Raw genomic sequence first — 16,746 nt, 5'->3', positions numbered from 1 at the left:
TTTGCTATATAGCAAATATATCAAACATGACAAATACAGCCCGTGATTTCCCCGCAACGCTTCGTGCTATTCGCACAGAGCTCAACCTCACCCAAGAACAGCTTGCTGAGCGTCTTGGCGTGTCTTTTGCCACCGTTAATCGCTGGGAGGGGGGCAATAGCAAGCCCCAACGTGCGGCGCAGGAGGCGATTGCGGCTCTTGCGCTGGAAGCTGGTGTTTCGGAGGCCTTCGCCGCAGGTCAAGTGCAGGCACCCGTTTCTGCAACGCCTCGCCGAGGGCGGCGGGCTGCGGCTGCGCCCACCACCAAGCCAATGGAGCAAATGCTGTGGGATGCAGCCTGCTCCATTCGGGGCGAAAAGGATGCAGCCAAGTTCAAGGACTACCTGCTGCCGTTGCTGTTCCTAAAGCGCCTCTCGGATGTGTTCGACGACGAGATCGCGCGTCTGTCCGAGGACTACGGCGACCGCGCCACCGCGCTGGAGATCGCCGAAGCCGACCATTCGTTGCTACGCTTTTACTTGCCGCCCGAAGCACGCTGGGCCATCCTCAGCGGGCGCGAAGCCTATGACTGGCCTGTGGACGATAAAGGCCGCAGCACTGCTCCGCGCGACATCGGTGAACACCTCACCCGCGCCGTGCGCGCCGTTGTGAAGCACAACCCTGACCTTTCCGGTGTACTGGACGTGGTGGACTTCGCTGCCGAGCGCAACGGTGAGCGTGACATCAACCCTGCCAAACTGCGCGGCGTGGTTGAGACTTTCTCCGATCCACACTACCGCCTCGGCTTGGCAGACGTGCAACCCGACTTTTTGGGGCGCGCCTACGAATACCTGCTTCGCAAGTTCGCAGAAGGCTCCGGCCAGAGCGCGGGCGAGTTCTTCACGCCAACCGAGGTGGGCTTCCTGATGGCACACATCCTGCGCCCGCGCCCTGGCGAAACCTGCCACGACTACGCCTGCGGCTCGGCAGGGCTGTTGATCAAAATGCAGCTCGTTGCCCGCGAACTCGACCCTACCAGTCGCGTGCCTGTGAAGTTGAGTGGCCAGGAATTGCAGGCCGAAAGCTACGCCGTCGCGCGCATGAACGCCATCATCCACGATATGGAGGTAGAACTGGCACGTGGCGACACCATGATCAATCCCAAGTTCCGCGACGCAGCAGGCAGGATTCGAGGTCACGACATTCTGGTGGCCAACCCGATGTGGAACCAGTCCTTCGCTCCCGACCTATTCAAAAACGACCCGTTCGAGCGGTTCCAGACGGCGGGTGGCATCACCAGTGGCAAGGGTGACTGGGCCTGGTTGCAGCATACCTTGTCCGCGATGGACGATGATGGCCGCGCCTGCGTGGTGCTGGATACCGGAGCGGTGACGCGTGGCAGCGGCAGCAAGAACGAGGACAAAGAGCGCAACATTCGCAAGTGGTTTGTAGACCACGACTTGATCGACGGCGTGATCCTGTTGCCCGAAAACCTGTTCTACAACACCACGGCGGCAGGTGTGATCGTAGTGCTGAACAAGCGCAAATCTACAGCACGCAGAGGCAGGATTCATCTGCTCAACGCCAGCCGGCACTTCCGCAAGGGCAAGCCGAAAAACTACTTGCCGGAAGAGGACATTCGGCCGCTGGCGGCGATGTACCTGAAAGGCGAGTCGGTTGAGGGCGAACTGGCCGTTATCACGATGCAGCAAGCGGAGGAAGCGGACTACAACCTGAGTCCGAGCCGGTGGGTGGGACAGAACGGCGATGCCGAACACCGCAGCATCGAGGACTTGGTTCGCTCGGCGAATGACCTCACCAAAACCGGCGATGACCTCTGGGCAACCCTTCAACCAATGCTTGCGCGCATTACGGCATCGGGAGGCAAAACGTGAAGCAAGTTTCGCTGAGTGACAAATCCCATTTCCAGCTAGTCAGCGGACTGTGGAAAGGCAAACGCGCCCCGCTGAAACCGGCCAAAGTGCTGCGCGCCACGAACTTCGGCGGCGATGGCCTCCTTGATTTCGAGGATGTTGTCGAGTTGGATGTCGAGGAACGGCATTTTGCTGAACGGCAACTTGCGCAAGGCGACATTGTTGTGGAGCGTTCTGGTGGCGGGCCGAAACAGCCGGTTGGTCGTATTGCGTTGTTTGTTCCGCCGGATGAGCGCCCATATTTTTCGAGCAACTTCACGACAACGCTGCGCGTTCGTGACCGCGACATATTCGACCCTGACTATGTTGCGCTCTACCTGCACGCTCTCTATCTTGGCGGCGCGACGGAAACGCTCCAGCGCGCGACGACGGGCATCCGAAATCTGGACTGGCACGAATACCTGCGTTTCGAGGTTCCTGTCCGTTCTCTGGATGAGCAGAAGGAGCTTGTGCAACTCATCGGCGGCGTTCGCAAGGCGTATCGGGTCGAGCGCGAGCTGGTTGAAGTGTTGGCAGAACTCAAGTGCGCCGCCATGACCCACCTGTTCACGCGCGGCCTGCGCGGCGAGGCGCAGAAGGAAACAGAGATCGGGCTGGTGCCGGAGAGTTGGGATGTCACTTCGCTTGGGGCACATCACACGGTCGTCTCCGGCGGCACGCCGTCGCGCAGCAATCCCACGTTCTGGACGGGCGGCACGATTCCGTGGGTCAAGACCACCGAAGTGGACTACTGCGTCATCAACGAAACAGGGGAACACATCACGCCTCTGGCCCTTGAATGCTCGGCAGCCAAGATGTTGCCTGTAGGCACGCTGCTGATGGCCATGTACGGCCAAGGCGTGACGCGCGGCAAAGTCGCCATTCTCGGCATCGAAGCGACCTGCAATCAAGCCTGCGCTGCGATCACGCCGAAAGACGATGCCGTTTTGCCGCGCTATCTGTACCACTTCCTCACTTGGCGCTACGACGAGATTCGCTCGCTCGCCCACGGTGGGCAGCAGCAGAACCTCAACCTTGAAATCGTGCGCGACCTGCCGCTGACCTATCCGAAGAGCGAGGACGAACAGCGTGAAATCGTTGCCATCCTCGACACCCTCGACCGCAAGATCGACTTGCACCGCAAAAAACGCGCCGTGCTAGAAGAACTGTTCCAGTCCCTGCTACACAAGCTCATGACTGGCGAAATCCGCGTCGCCGACCTTGACCTGTCGGCGCTGCCTGTGGCTCCGGCGCAAACCCCGGAGGTCACGGCATGAACAAGTCACTGGAAATCAGCGAAGCGGGTACCGTGCAGTTCCCGATGGTGCGCCACGCGGCAGAAATCGGCTGGACGACCATTACGCCCGACGATGCCCGCGCCAAACGCGGCGGCGATGCAGGCACCTTCTTTCGCGATGTGCTTGAAAGCAAGCTCACTGCCTTCAACCCATGGCTAACGGTGGATGCGGTGCGTGCCATCGTCGAAACACTGGACGCGCTGCCCGTCAGCATCGAAGGCAACCGCGAACTGCTGTCGTGGTTGCGCGGCGAACGCGCTTGGTATGACGAAGCCGAAAAGTGCCACCGCGCGGTGACAATGATCGACTTCGACCGCCCCGCGGATAACGTCCTTCACGTGACCTGGGAATGGAAGATCAAGCCTCCCGCGCGCGCTAAGGGCAACCGCGCCGACGTTATGTTCGTGGTCAACGGCGTGCCGGTGGTCATCGTCGAGCACAAAAACCCGAAGGACGGCGGTGCCATTGAGCGCGCCATCAAGCAACTGCGCCGCTACGAACTAGAAACACCGGAACTGCTGGCGACCACGCAGTTATTCAACGTGACGCACCTGCTCGACTACTGGTACGGCGTGACGTGGAACGCCAACCGCCGCGACATGGCGCGATGGAAGCAGGCGCCGGAGGAAAGCTACCGCTTCGCGGTGCAGGCGTTCTTCGAACCTAGCGAGTTCCTGCGCACTTTGCAGCACTGGATTTTGTTTTACGTGCAGGACGGCGAAACCCGAAAATCCGTGCTGCGCCAGCACCAACGCCGCGCTATTGACGCCATTCTAGAGCGCTGTGCAGACCCGGCCAAGACGCGCGGGCTGGTCTGGCACACGCAAGGTTCGGGCAAGACCTTCACGCTGCTGACGGCAGCTCGGCAAATTCTGGAGGACAAGGCGCGCTTCCAAAATGCCACCGTTCTACTGGTCGTGGATCGCACCGAACTGGAAGGCCAGTTGAAGGGCTGGGTGGAACGGCTGTTGGGCGAGATGCAGGCGCAGGATATCGCGGTGGAGCGCGCCAATACCAAGGCGAAGCTGCAACAACTGCTGGATGCAGATTTTCGCGGCCTCATCATCTCGATGATCCATAAGTTCGATGAAATCAAGAAAGATAGTTGTGCCCGCGACAACGTCTATGTTTTCATCGACGAGGCTCACCGCTCGGTGGCGAAGGACTTGGGCACCTACCTAATGGCTGCTCTGCCGATGTCTACCATCATCGGTTTCACCGGCACGCCGATTGCGCGCAGTGCTCAGGGTGAAGGTACGTTCAAGATTTTCGGCACGCAGGATGAAGCCGGCTATCTGGACAAGTACTCGATTGCCGAATCTATCGCCGACGAAACCACGCTGCCGATCAAGCATGTAATGGCCCCCAGCGAAATGACTGTGCCCGCCGAACGGCTGGACAAGGAGTTCTTCGCATTAGCCGAAATCGAAGGCGTGTCGGATGTGGAGGAGCTCAACAAGGTGCTTGACCGCGCAGTGGGCCTGCGCACCTTTCTGACCGCTGACGACCGCATCGAAAAGGTGGCGGCCTTCGTTGCAGAGCACTTCAAGGAAAACGTGCTGCCGCTAGGCTACAAGGCGTTCGTAGTGGCGGTGAACCGGGAAGCCTGCGCCAAGTATAAACAAGCGCTGGATAAGCTGCTGCCGCCGGAATGGAGTGCGCCGGTCTATACCCAGAACGCAGCAGATGCGATTGACCGCCCTTTGGTGGCGAAATTGCAGCTTTCTGACGAGGCCGAGGAGCAGGCGCGCCTGTTGTTCAAGAAACCCGCCGAAAACCCGAAGATTCTGATAGTCACCGACAAGCTTCTAACCGGCTACGACGCACCGCCGCTGTATTGCCTCTACCTCGACAAGCCGATGCGCGACCATGTGCTGCTGCAATCCATCGCGCGCGTGAACCGGCCTTATGTGGATGCTAACGGCGTGCAGAAGCGCGTGGGGCTGGTGGTGGATTTCGTCGGCGTACTGCGTGAGCTGAAGAAGGCGCTGAAATTCGATTCCAGCGACGTGGGCGGTGTGATTGAGGACCTGGATGTGCTCTTGCAGGATTTTCTGCAGCGCATCGCGCAGGCCAAACAGGATTACCTCGATACCAATGTAGAGGGTGGGCCAGACGAACGGCTGGAAAAGTTGGTATTCGGTCGCTTCCTTGAGCCGGAAGCACGCAAGACATTCTTCGACCAATACAAGGAAATCGAGGCGCTGTGGGAAATCCTCTCGCCCTCGCCAGAGCTACGCGACCACATCGCCAGCTACAAGCAGTTGAGTCAACTGTATGCAGCGGTGCGCAATGCCTATGCAGAGAAGGTCGGCTTCATCGCCGACCTAGCCTACAAAACACGCCGGCTGATCGAAGAAAGCGCCGAACAGCAAGGCTTGGGGCGGCTCACCAAGAGTGTCACCTTCGATGTGGCTACGCTGCAATCCTTGCGCGGCGACAAGGGCAGCGACGAGGGCAAAGTGTTCAACCTCGTGCGCGGCTTGCAGCAGGAAATCGACGTAGACCCTGCCGCCGCGCCCGTGCTTCAACCGCTGAAAGACCGGGCCGAGCGCATTTTGAAGGATTTGGAGGAGCGGAGAACCACTGGTCTGGCAGCAATGGATCAGTTGGCGGCGCTGGCCACGGAAAAGGAAGCGGCCATGAAGGCAGCCCGTGAGAGTGGTTTGTCGGCTCGAGCTTTTGCTGTTGCCTGGGTTCTGCGTGACGACACTTCCGTCAAGGCGGAAGCCCTCAATCCTATGCTTCTGGCCAAGGAGGCTGAGGACTTACTTGGCCGATTCCCGAATGCGCTGGTCAATGCTGACGAGCAGCGGCGGCTACGGGCGGCAATGTATAAGCCGTTTCTGGCTTTGGCTGCGACTGAACGGGCGCGCGTTGTTGATCTCGTCATCCAGATACTGCTTATGGAGGGTGATAAATGAAGCCCTCAGGCTATCCTGCGCAGGATCTGAAGCGTCGTGCGATGACATGGGCGATCAAGTTGAAGGTGAACCCTCGTGTTGTACGTGTCCAAGAGATGCGTAAGAAATGGGGCTCATGCTCATCGTCAGGAACCATTACTTTAGCCATCGACCTGCTTGATCGAGACGAGTGCTTTCAAGACTACGTAATTGTCCATGAGCTGTTGCATCTTCGCTATTCAACGCATGGGAAGGTCTTTAAGGCATTGATGAGTGCCCATGTACCGGATTGGCGTCAATTCGATGTGGCAAGTCCTAACAATACTTGCGGTGGCTTGAGGCGAGTAGCAAAGAATTCCTCTTCTCCCCAATACTAAAAAGGGTCAGTCAATGCCGTTTCCAGATCCGCCAGCGCCATTCTTATCCGTCAAGGTACATGACATATCCCAAACTCCCGCTGTTTGTGCCTTGTGTGCAGGTTACGAGGGGGGGAAGTGGCGCGCCGAGGCATTGGCTGAGCATGCTATGGAGTGGCTCCCTGAGTTTTGCTTGTCAGCAGAAGAACTGGAGGATTTCAGGCCCGGGACAGCCGTGAAGCTTCTCAGGAAAGCAGCAAGATTGGTCTATCAAACCGACAAATACAAGCTGCGGGGGGAGTTTGGCGAGCTATTCCTGCATATCGCGCTGCGCCAAGTTCACAGATCTATCCCGGCCATTAGCAAAATTTACTGGAAGGATTCAGTAAATAACACTGTCAAAGGTTATGACGCCGTACATGTGGTCGAAGTTGACGACAAGTTGCAGCTGTGGCTTGGGGAGGTGAAATTTTACGATGACGCAAGCCGAGCAATACGAGATGTTGTGAAAGAAATTCAGGATCACACGCAAATCGACTACATGAAAAATGAAGTGGCCCTGATCGCAAATAAGTTAGATAAAAGCTCTCCCCATTACTCCAAGCTTGCCAGGCTTCTTGATGCGAATACTTCATTGGACGAGGTCTTTGACGCAGCCTGCATTCCAGTGCTAATTACTTACGACAGTAATGCTTTGAAGGTGCACACCAAGGTGACGCCACAGTACAGCCAGGCGCTTGTAGAAGAAGTTATGGCTGTCAGGGATAGTCTTGAAAAGAAGATTTCTGGGCTATCTCTACCGGTAAAAGTGCATTTATTCCTGATTCCGCTGAATGCAAAGAAGGCACTCATTGAGTGTTTGGATGGAAGTTTGAAGGGGCTTCAATAATGCTAAAACCTGATGAAATCGAAAAGCTCTTGAAGAGCAATCAGATTAGCAACTCCAGGGCGTTTGAAATCCTTCAATCCATCTGTTCGCTTGCTAGTCGATCCCAAGGTCACAGCGATGGGGTTGTCCAGTCATTGATTTTGCGCGTACTGAATAAGCGCGAGCAGTTTGAAGAATTTAGTGAAATCCTAAATGGCTTGATACGCCACTATGGTCTTTATCCATATCTGCATGCCGAATCGCTGTCAATCAAGGATGCACTGGCTAGAGAGTTTCATCGCCCAAGTCTCATCACTGCATCAGTAGATCAGGATATAGAAAAGCCTGGCGAAAATGAAGGGCTAGTGTTTCATAGAGTTCAGGCGGAGGTTTTTAGGCGTATCATCGACGGCGAGAGCATTGTACTGAGCGCGCCAACGAGTTTTGGAAAAAGCGCGCTGGTTGATGCGCTGATAGAAAGTGGTCGATTTAATAATGTCGTGATTGTAGTGCCTACGATTGCGCTTATTGACGAGACAAGGCGTCGCCTTTCTGGACTTAAAGAAAGCCACAAGGTAATTACTCACGCATCACAAGAGGTTACCACCAAAAATGTCTTCGTTTTAACGCAAGAGCGTGCGGTAGATTTTCCAAATCTGCCCGAAATTGATCTTTTTGTGCTTGATGAGTTTTATAAGCTTGATCCTCGTGAGGATTCCAGCCGGGCAATGACACTCAATCATGCATTCTATAAGCTCACAAAAAAATCTCGTCAGTTTTATCTTCTTGGCCCAAATATACAGAACATCCCAGACGGATTCCCCGAAAGATTTAAATGTCAGTTCATTAGAACAGACTTTGCCACTGTGGTGACAGAGTTGATTCCGGTCCGACCTAAGAAGGGGCAGGACATGGAGAAACTACTTAGCCTGTGCAACGAAATGGATGGCCCCACGCTAATTTTTTGTGCGTCTCCAAACAAAGCACGTAAAATTGTGGAAATGCTGTCTGAAAAGTTAGAAAGGCCAAATGTAGGCATGGAAGATGCTGCCCAATGGGCGGGAGAAAACTATCATCCTGAATGGACTTTAGTTAAAGGCCTTCGGAATGGTGTAGGTATGCATCACGGCCGTATGCCGCGAGCACTCGCACAGCTCTGCGTCAAAGGGTTCAACGAGGGCGACCTACCAATTCTTGTGTGCACCTCAACCCTTATCGAAGGTGTAAATACAAAAGCAAAAAATGTAATTATTTTCGACAATAAAATTGCAAAACAAAAATACGACTTCTTTACTTTCAACAACATTCGTGGCCGCTCCGGAAGAATGTTTAAACATTTTATTGGTAACGTCTATGTTTTCCATGAGCCGCCCCAGCAAGAACTTCCTTTAGTGGAAGTTCCTGTTTTTTCCCAAGATTCCCAAAATACCAGCGAAAGTTTGCTTATTCAGCTCGACGAGTCAGACCTGCGCGGAAATTCACGAAAGCGGCTAGAGCCATATTACCGGCAGCAGATTCTTGGCATCGACGTAATTCGTCAAAATACCGGTATTGAGCCACAGGATCAGATCGCATTGGCTCGCTACTTGGTGGAGAATCCAACAGAGCTTCGAAAGCTATCCTGGAGTGGCTACCCTGACTGGGAGCAACTGCTTAATCTCTGCGAAAAAATATGGGAATTCTTCATAAATGAAACTGGGCGCGTTGGGGGAATTAGCTCGGGGAAGCAGCTCGCGTTTAAGATCAATCAAATGCGGAATACGTCATTGAGTTCTGTTATCTCGCAAGAAATTGATAAGGGTACAGATCCAGATGACGCGGTTGAGGCTTCCTTGGAATTCATCAGGCAGTGGCCACAGTACCGATTCCCAAGGTTGGCAATGGGCGTCTGCAGAATTCAAAACTCCCTCGTTGAGCGCCTTGGTAAACCTACATTGAAGTCCGAATACAGTTTCTTTAGCGGGAAGGTAGAAAGTCTTTTTTCCGATGCTGCATTGATTGCCTTGGATGAGTATGGTCTTCCATTTCCAATAGCAAAAAAGCTGGAGACTGTTCTGAACTCCGATGGGATGTTGGACAAGGCATTGAGCAATCTGTCGCGGCTGCAAGTCAACAAATTGCCGTTAACTTCTTTCGAGAAAAGCTTGATTGAAGACGTGCAGCAATCTATCTGACCATGCGGAATCTATAACTGACTTTCCATTTCGGCCATCAGTACCGCTGCGCTGCATTCCAGGGCCCTGGCGATCTTGAAGATGATGGACAGGGTCGGCGCATGCTCGCCGCGCTCGATCTTGCCCATGTGCGAGCGCTCGATGCCGGCCAAGTTGGCCAGCGTTTCCTGGGCGATGCCGCGTTCGGTGCGAAGCGCACGCACCGCCACACCGAAAGCCTGGGCCAGCTCGGCGTCGAAGGTGGTGGAGCCGGCCGGTCGGCCGCGCTGGACGGTTCGCTTCTGCATAGGGGCGAATAGAGAAAACGGAAATTTTCGTACGCTAAGCGCTCTGTCTGTCAGGTTGAGGTCGTAGAGGTGGACGCTGGAACGTCAGGAAATTCAGAAAGCCATCCTACTCTGACGCGGCCTGAATGGTCGGCCTTACGCCCGGTTGGGGTGTACTTCAACTGGACGCAGTCCATGCCCGTTGCGGCTTACAGCCATCACGCGGGGCTTAGCGTACAAAAAACTCCGTATTCTGCGGGCTCCCCTATAACATTAATATCTGTTTTTATTTTTGATTGGAATACCAATTGGAATGCCTTGAAGAAGCGCGGTTCACCGCTGCTCAAGAACCTTGATCAAGGTTGACTGACTTCCTCAGGGCGTGAAGCAGCGATCGAATATCCAAATATTAAGGGGTGATTCAGCTATCTCTGGAATCCGTCCAGTAGCGCTTGCTGCTGCTTTTTACTCTGCCCCAAAGCAGTGATTTCCAAGGCTGAGGTTTGCAAGCTACCAGCGAAGCTCTCTGTTAGATGGCGGATGCTCGCTACGCTGCCGTTAACCTCAGGTGTGACCGTACTTTGCTCCTCGGTAGCGCTTGCGATCTGGGCGTTCATATTCGAGATACAAATCACCCCGTCGCCAACCAGTCTTAGGGCATTCACCAGCTCCTCGAACAGTTCCCCAAGCTGCTCGGAGAGCTTTCGCGACAGCATCATAGTCCGCGCAGCGGTAGCAGTACCGCCGCAGTCCTCCGGCGCTGTTCGACCAGGCCAAGGGCAACTACCTGCAAACCCCCGTGATGCCCCCACAAATAATGCTATTTCTGGCTATTTAACGCAGGCAGGGCTCGGCAGAATACTGCCTGATGTTTAAAGGCTCAAGCGCATAGATAAGTCTATGGCTTTTATATTTTTAGTTATCGCGCCCATTGATATGTAGTCGACCCCAGTATCTGCGATAGCTACCAATGTACTTTCATTGATTCCGCCGCTGGCCTCAAGCCGGGCCTGTCCGTTGTTGAGTCGAACGCCTTCACGCATGTCATCCAGACTCAGTTCGTCGAACATGACTACATCCGCTCCCCCCTTCAGCGCTTCTTGCAGTTCGACTAAGTTTTCTACTTCGACCTCTACTGGTCTACCGGGCGCAATGCGGCGGGCAGCGTTGATAGCCTCGAGAATACCACCGCAAGCTGCAATATGGTTCTCCTTGATGAGAAAAGCGTCATAAAGACCAATGCGATGATTATGGCATCCCCCACAAGTGACGGCATATTTTTGTGCAAGACGAAGACCTGGAATGGTCTTTCGCGTATCAAGTAATTTCACCTGAGTATGCGCCACTTTATCAGCCATCCACTGGCACTCGGTCGCGACGCCAGAAAGCAGTTGCAAGAAATTTAACGCGGTTCGCTCTCCCGTCAATAGCGAGCGTGCTGATCCTCTAAATGCAATAGGATTTCATTTGCCTCCGCACGATCGCCATCCGCAACATTCCAGTTCAGAATGGCATGCGGATCCAACTGTCGGAAGACTGCATCTACCCACGATGTACCACTGATCGTGCAGGCCTCTCTCGTGATGATTTTTGCTCTGGCCAGTTTATCTCGCGGGACAAGTTGTGCGGAGATATCCCCACTTCCGACATCCTCCACAAGTGCTCTACGTACATTTTCATCAATCTCTGAGACCAGGCCGGCCAATTCTATATTTTGCATTTCGACACTTCCCCATTACTCACTTTTTTCAACTCTGCTCTCCGCACCCAAGTGTATGATTCAGACGATGGCGGCCGCTGAACAGCATCTGGACAGGACTTTCAATCAAAAATTGTAAAAATAGCCAATCATGATTCGATTCTCATTCGCATCATCTGCATAGGTAGATCGATTAATTGAATTTCTCCAGCGGAGAGAGATATTTTTAAACATCCCACTCTGAACTACATAGGTGAGGTCTGAGACTCGCTCCCACTCCTTACCCTCGGCCCCACTCGCCCTGAGCGCCTTTGATTTCACTGTATTAATGTTGCTCGGATCGACGTTTTTCCCTTTGCATAACGAAGATTCCATGTCAACCCTGGCACGCCGAAGCCCGTAAAGTCATATGAATATGCTGCATACCAGACATCTTCATTTGCCAGAGCGAAGTTGCTCACCAGCATTTCGCCAAACAGATAGGTGTCCGAGCCAGACACATACGGGTATGCGGTCGCGCCGGAGGCCGCCTGATAACCTATACTGAAGGTATGGCCTATGAGCGAATAACCAGCATTGCTACTGACCGTTCGGTTATCCACTTTGCCTAGCAGCTTCTTGCCACTTTCTTGTCCATCAAAGTACCTGACTTCAGCGAATACACGGCCTTTGGACAAGGGCCTATTGAATTTGAGACCCACATAGTCCCGGCGGAATAAATTTTCCAGATCACTGTACTGATACGCCACATTCAGGAGGGAATTAGCTGATAATCGAATCCGGCATAAGTGTAGTGATCACTTGTGACTGCAGAGGAGTAACCACCCGATTGAGAGCTTGCAGACAGTTCTTCAGAGTCGGTTGAGTCGCGCTGTTTGACGCTGTCGACCTGGCCAAGAATCGCAGTCAACGATTTGATATCCTTTGACGTCAGTTGCACACCATTAAAGACCTGCGGTAACAACCGTGTATTATTTGAGGCCAGCAAGGGAAGAACGGGATTCAAACCGCCAATTCGCAACTCACTCTGAGCGATTCTGGCCTTCGCCGTCAGCTCAAGCTTCGAGTAATTATCATAGGCACGCCCATCGCTGTCGCGAGATAACAGCCCTGTGCCCGAACGGTCGGGACTAGAATCAAGTTTTACCCCCAACAGGCCAAGCGCGTCCAAGCCAAAACCGACAGTTCCTTCGGTAAAGCCTGATTGTAGATTAAGGATGAAGCCCTGCGCCCATTCTTCTCGCTTGGATGCAGCAGCCGTAGAATCGTTAAAATCGCGATTAAAGTAAAAGTTTTTCAGCTCAAGACTGCCTTTACTGTCTTTCAATAGATCCGCCGCCGCAAAGGGAGAGCAGAAGGACGACACGACAAGCAGAGTCTGCGCCCAGCACATATGATTTTTCTTATCCATTGCCTACCTTTCCTTATTTTTATTGTACGACAGGCATTCACCCAGCCTATTGCTCCAAACAGTCAGCTCGCCCCTTCAAATATCGCGCACACGCAAGTAAAACACTCAAAACGGACAAATTGATTACCATCCAACCCATACTGACAGAAGATGTCTGGATCAAACTGACCCGTCACCACCTCGCGGTGCCTAACACAAGGCTTATGGCCGCCAGCTATTTGCACAATAGGGACAGCCACAAATTTGATTACTATCGCCAGTTTGTCAAACACCCTCGGAGTTAATTCTTCGAGGGTGAATATTGGCTAATACCACCGTTAAATCTTGAAGCTCTCCAGCGATGCCGGATGGAACAGCTCCTCAGGCTGAAGCAAGCGTGACGACAGTCCTTCGGCGTGGTGGCGTTCCAGGAAACGCGAGAGGACATGGCGGTTAGCTGCGAAACCATAGGACCAGAAATCTTCACCGAGCAACTGGCGCGCCGCTCTCAACTGATCCTCGATAAACGGCAACGTTACCTTGGTGGCGGAAGTATCGCTTAGTTTCTGCAACGCTACAGCCTTAGACTTCTCGAATGCTTTGGCAACAGCCCCGGGCAACCAGGGATGCTGTTCGGCCAATGTGCGTCGAATCCCCAGCACGTGCATGATCGGGAACAGCTGAGTACGGCGATACCAGTCCGAGGCGGCGCCCTGAGGATCATTATAGAGATAGCTGACCTTAGGATGGCCTTGGGTAAAACACGAAGGCGCGCGCGGGCCAATTACCGCATCCAGTTCACCAGAGGCGAGCATGCCAGAAAGCGTTTCAGTCTCCGGTGCGTTCTCGACGATTACATCCGCCGGCAGCTTCAGAACAATTTTCTCCAGACGCCCGGTCTCTTCATACCCGCCACGGACCCAGGTGACGTCAGACGCTTTCAAACCATGGTCTTCTTCCAGGAACAGTCGAACCCATACGTTCGCTGTCAACTGGTACTCCGGCACACCGATACGTTTGCCCTTGAGGTCTGCCGCGGACTCGATTCCGCGATCATTGCGGATATAGATCGAGGTGTGTCGAAACGCGCGGGACGGGAAGACGGGGACAGCAATATAGGGACTGGTGCCAGCCGCGGTTTTAACGCTGTAGCTGCTCAACGATAACTCGCAGATGTCGTAGTCAGCATGGCGAAATGCGCGAAAGAAGATCTCTTCGGGATCTTGCAGCATAAAGATCGGGTCGACCCCATCGATCTGTACTTCGCCGTCCACCAATGGTCGGATACGATCGTAGTTGCCCACAGCAATAGATAAGTTCAACTTGTTCATGATGGGTTCTCGCAGGATTGAGTATCTTCAACATTCACACCCAGTGTGATGTCGCGTTGTTCTTCGCTGGATCGCAACATGGCGAGACAGATCTCCAACGTGTCACGAGCCCACTCGCCGTCATGCAACGGAGTGACCCCGTAGAACTGCGCTAGATACAGTTCGTCTATGACTTCGGAACGCGGCACCGTTGGCCGCTCAAGCATCAATCGGTCACGGCTATGCGGCCGGTAAATCATGACGGCATCAGCCATGGGCTTGAGGTCACCACCTTCGCAGGACACGATAATCGGACCGAAATGTTGGAAGGCCGTCGCCGTATCGGCGGTAGCGGGGGCGATGTAGCGCTTGCCGCCGTAGGTGCCCTCAGCTTTGAGCCGCGCCTCCTCGTCTGCCGACTGCACCTGCTGCAACAAACGACGGGCGCCGCCGTAAGCATCAGGGCTTTTGGCCTGGCCCATTTCACCAACCCAGTCCATCCACTCGTCGGAGTCGAAGTGTCCGTAGCCGTTGTAAGTGATGGAAGCGAATGCACCATTCTCGAACCATAGAGTGGCCGTGTAGGCACCTTCCGTTGGCCGCGCAGGGTCCCAGTTACCCACCGCCGCACGGACACGAGTAGCGCAACTGCCAGCCAGCAAGCGGACCACGTCTACTTGGTGGGCGGCCTGGCTGAATACCGCTCCACCGCCTTCAGCGGTCGAGAGCTCTTCCGGGCGGCGAGGACGCAGCAGGTAGTCGGTATAGTTCAGCGCGTGAATCATCTTGACGGCGCCGAATTCGCCACTACCGATCAGCTCCCGGGTACGCAGGTACGGGGCATCGAAACTGTGACAATGCCCAACAATCAGTTTCACGCCAGCTTCGGCGCAATCAGCGATCATTTGATCGCACTCGTCGAGCGACAGCGCCATGGGCTTCTCGACCAGTACATGCTTGCGGTAAGCCGCAGCTATACGGGTGTGTTCGGCGTGAAACTGATGTGGGCTGGCAATGTATAAAGCGTCGACATTGCTGTCAGCAGCCAAGGCTTCGATGGTCTCGAATGCAGGCGCATCGAAATCCTGTTCAAACTGACTGCGCGCTTGTTCACGAGGGTCACAGGCGCCCACCAACTGTACGCGGCGATCGGCGAGGAACGTGGGTAGCATCAGGGTGAATGCCCGACCTAGACCGACTATCCCCAAGCGCAGCCTGGGCGCAAATTCCGCCTGCCTGGCCATCACTGATGGACCTCGTAATCGGGTTCGGCGCCCACCATGACATCGTCGTTGGACCATACGTAACGAGCTTTATATTCACGCCAGTCGGTTTCCTTGGGCACGATCGCTTGGAACGAGCAAATGCTGGAAGGGATCGCCTTCTCACCAGTACCGATAGCAGTATCACCGGCTTGAAATGCAGCCAAGGCATCAAGCATTACCCGGCGGAATTCCACCACCGCCAAGTCACTGGCGCCCAAGCGCTCATCGGAGCGGTCGGCGATAGGGCCCATGGTTACCCACATGGCGATATCCTGGTTTGGGAAGCCTTTGATGCCGGTAAAGTTGCCATTTTTCATGGCTTCACGATCTTGGAAGAACAGGTTCTCGTTGTTGCGCAGCGGGCGGAACCTTTCGTCCAGATCGATACCAGGCTGCTGGCGGAGATACTTTCGCCAAGTCTCGGTTTCCGGGGTGTTATCGGGATTGCCCCAGGCCATGAAATAGAAGGCTGTATGGGTATCGTCGATTGGTACGTTGATGTTTGCCACGTTGTACAGGTTATTCGGTGGAATCAGCGCCGTGGCCGGAGCTACGAATACCGTGGAGCGCACATACTCGTTGGTGGCTGCATTCTGGATAGGACGACGCAGTGCAGCATAGCGGAAGCCATAGCTGGTACGTTCGACTTGCAGACGTGGCGCTTTGTCCGTAGAAGGTCGCAGCCAGTTCTTCCCGGTCGCCTCAGCCCCCCCAACCCGAGCTGGAACGAAGTCGGATGAGTGCAGGCTCGAACTGTGCGCCGAGTCGATGGCGCCTTCCAGGATCTGCGCCCAGTTGCAAGGAATGATTGCTTTGGCGATACTCACTCGAACTTGTTCATTGGGAGCCCAAGCCGGTGGCACGAATTCGGGAATTGCGTCCTGTGGCCCCATGTAGGCCCAGACGAAACCGCCCCATTCGCGAGTTTTGTAGGCCTTGTGTTTGACCTTCTGACACATGTTGCTTGCTGCAGGTTCGGAAACCATTTCCACCACATTGCCGTCCACATCCATCTTCCAACCGTGATACAGGCAGCGTAAGCCGGAGTTTTCATTGCGGCCGTAGATCAGCGACGCACGACGATGCGGGCAATACTCATCCATTACCCCCACGCGACCTTCGGTGTCACGGAACACTACCAGATCCTCACCGAACAGACGGGCCCTCACTGGTGTGCCGTCAGGTTCGCTGACCTCCTCGATCAAGCAGACGGGGGTCCAGTGACGGCGCATCATCTGGCCCATCGGTGCATCGCCTTCGACGCGGCAGAGCAACAGGTTTTCTTCAGGGGTTAACATATAAATTCTCCAGCGTTCAATTAATTT

Annotated in this window: 11 protein-coding genes and 2 pseudogenes; 6 read left to right on the top strand and 7 right to left on the bottom strand. The window is 54.5% G+C overall.

Translation table 11 applies throughout. The features are described from left to right. The first annotated feature begins 26 nt into the window (after nucleotides 1-26). Genes LE197_RS27495 through LE197_RS27470 form a run of 6 tightly spaced genes read left to right on the top strand, consistent with a single transcriptional unit; the run spans nucleotide 27 to nucleotide 9,491 of the window. Nucleotides 27-1,874, top strand: a complete 1,848-nt coding sequence (locus LE197_RS27495) for an N-6 DNA methylase (RefSeq protein WP_126071247.1) — start codon at nucleotides 27-29, stop codon at nucleotides 1,872-1,874. Beyond that, nucleotides 1,871-3,169 carry a restriction endonuclease subunit S gene (locus LE197_RS27490; RefSeq protein ID WP_206437701.1) on the top strand — a complete coding sequence of 433 codons (1,299 nt, stop codon included), beginning with the start codon at nucleotides 1,871-1,873 and terminating at the stop codon, nucleotides 3,167-3,169. The genes LE197_RS27495 and LE197_RS27490 overlap by 4 nt, the downstream gene beginning before the upstream one ends. Further along, nucleotides 3,166-6,114: a type I restriction endonuclease subunit R gene (locus LE197_RS27485; RefSeq protein ID WP_126071248.1), complete on the top strand. Its 2,949-nt coding sequence runs from the start codon at nucleotides 3,166-3,168 to the stop codon at nucleotides 6,112-6,114. Before LE197_RS27490 ends, LE197_RS27485 begins: the two co-directional genes overlap by 4 nt. Beyond that, a complete protein-coding gene (locus tag LE197_RS27480) occupies nucleotides 6,111-6,470 on the top strand; it encodes a M48 family metallopeptidase (RefSeq protein WP_126071249.1) in 360 nt (119 codons plus the stop codon). The genes LE197_RS27485 and LE197_RS27480 overlap by 4 nt, the downstream gene beginning before the upstream one ends. A 13-nt stretch (nucleotides 6,471-6,483) precedes the next feature. Then, nucleotides 6,484-7,338, top strand: a complete 855-nt coding sequence (locus LE197_RS27475; RefSeq protein WP_126071250.1) for a DUF1837 domain-containing protein — start codon at nucleotides 6,484-6,486, stop codon at nucleotides 7,336-7,338. Next, complete coding sequence (locus LE197_RS27470) at nucleotides 7,338-9,491, top strand: DEAD/DEAH box helicase (RefSeq protein WP_126071251.1); 2,154 nt, start codon at nucleotides 7,338-7,340, stop codon at nucleotides 9,489-9,491. Before LE197_RS27475 ends, LE197_RS27470 begins: the two co-directional genes overlap by 1 nt. An 11-nt stretch (nucleotides 9,492-9,502) precedes the next feature. On the opposite strand, the gene LE197_RS27465 is transcribed toward LE197_RS27470, so the two are convergent. The 7 genes and pseudogenes from LE197_RS27465 to LE197_RS27435 form a co-directional block, all read right to left on the bottom strand. Beyond that, nucleotides 9,503-9,778 carry a helix-turn-helix domain-containing protein gene (locus tag LE197_RS27465; protein ID WP_126071252.1) on the bottom strand — a complete coding sequence of 92 codons (276 nt, stop codon included), beginning with the start codon at nucleotides 9,776-9,778 and terminating at the stop codon, nucleotides 9,503-9,505. Between the two features lie 404 nt (nucleotides 9,779-10,182). Then, nucleotides 10,183-10,476, bottom strand: coding sequence for a hypothetical protein (locus LE197_RS27460; RefSeq protein WP_060765964.1), 294 nt, complete (start codon nucleotides 10,474-10,476; stop codon nucleotides 10,183-10,185). A gap of 153 nt (nucleotides 10,477-10,629) precedes the next feature. Continuing rightward, nucleotides 10,630-11,477 (bottom strand): annotated as a pseudogene (gene nadC, locus LE197_RS27455) (carboxylating nicotinate-nucleotide diphosphorylase). Nucleotides 11,478-11,582: 105 nt separating this feature from the next. Beyond that, nucleotides 11,583-12,849 (bottom strand): annotated as a pseudogene (locus LE197_RS27450) (OprD family porin). Between the two features lie 335 nt (nucleotides 12,850-13,184). Beyond that, complete coding sequence (locus LE197_RS27445; protein ID WP_226033770.1) at nucleotides 13,185-14,177, bottom strand: ABC transporter substrate-binding protein; 993 nt, start codon at nucleotides 14,175-14,177, stop codon at nucleotides 13,185-13,187. After that, a complete protein-coding gene (locus LE197_RS27440; protein WP_264086453.1) occupies nucleotides 14,174-15,328 on the bottom strand; it encodes a Gfo/Idh/MocA family protein in 1,155 nt (384 codons plus the stop codon). The genes LE197_RS27445 and LE197_RS27440 overlap by 4 nt, the downstream gene beginning before the upstream one ends. Before the next feature lie 71 nt (nucleotides 15,329-15,399). Next, entirely contained in the window at nucleotides 15,400-16,719 is a 1,320-nt protein-coding gene (locus LE197_RS27435) for a Rieske 2Fe-2S domain-containing protein (protein WP_064490826.1), read from the bottom strand. Nucleotides 16,720-16,746: the final 27 nt, after the last annotated feature.

Origin of the sequence: Pseudomonas sp. PS1(2021), assembly GCF_020405165.1 — a bacterium.
Taxonomy (GTDB): Bacteria; Pseudomonadota; Gammaproteobacteria; order Pseudomonadales; family Pseudomonadaceae; genus Pseudomonas; species Pseudomonas aeruginosa.
The sequence above is the reverse complement of the archived record's forward strand: the minus strand, read 5'-3'. Positions and strand labels throughout refer to the sequence as shown.

Coding starts and splice junctions, on each gene's coding strand:
- LE197_RS27495 (WP_126071247.1), top strand. CDS start 27: ATGACAAATACAGCCCGTGATTTCCCCGCAACGCTTCGTGCTATTCGC.
- LE197_RS27485 (WP_126071248.1), top strand. CDS start 3,166: ATGAACAAGTCACTGGAAATCAGCGAAGCGGGTACCGTGCAGTTCCCG.
- LE197_RS27480 (WP_126071249.1), top strand. CDS start 6,111: ATGAAGCCCTCAGGCTATCCTGCGCAGGATCTGAAGCGTCGTGCGATG.
- LE197_RS27475 (WP_126071250.1), top strand. CDS start 6,484: ATGCCGTTTCCAGATCCGCCAGCGCCATTCTTATCCGTCAAGGTACAT.
- LE197_RS27470 (WP_126071251.1), top strand. CDS start 7,338: ATGCTAAAACCTGATGAAATCGAAAAGCTCTTGAAGAGCAATCAGATT.
- LE197_RS27465 (WP_126071252.1), bottom strand. CDS start 9,778: ATGCAGAAGCGAACCGTCCAGCGCGGCCGACCGGCCGGCTCCACCACC.
- LE197_RS27460 (WP_060765964.1), bottom strand. CDS start 10,476: ATGATGCTGTCGCGAAAGCTCTCCGAGCAGCTTGGGGAACTGTTCGAG.
- LE197_RS27445 (WP_226033770.1), bottom strand. CDS start 14,177: ATGAACAAGTTGAACTTATCTATTGCTGTGGGCAACTACGATCGTATC.
- LE197_RS27440 (WP_264086453.1), bottom strand. CDS start 15,328: ATGCTACCCACGTTCCTCGCCGATCGCCGCGTACAGTTGGTGGGCGCC.
- LE197_RS27435 (WP_064490826.1), bottom strand. CDS start 16,719: ATGTTAACCCCTGAAGAAAACCTGTTGCTCTGCCGCGTCGAAGGCGAT.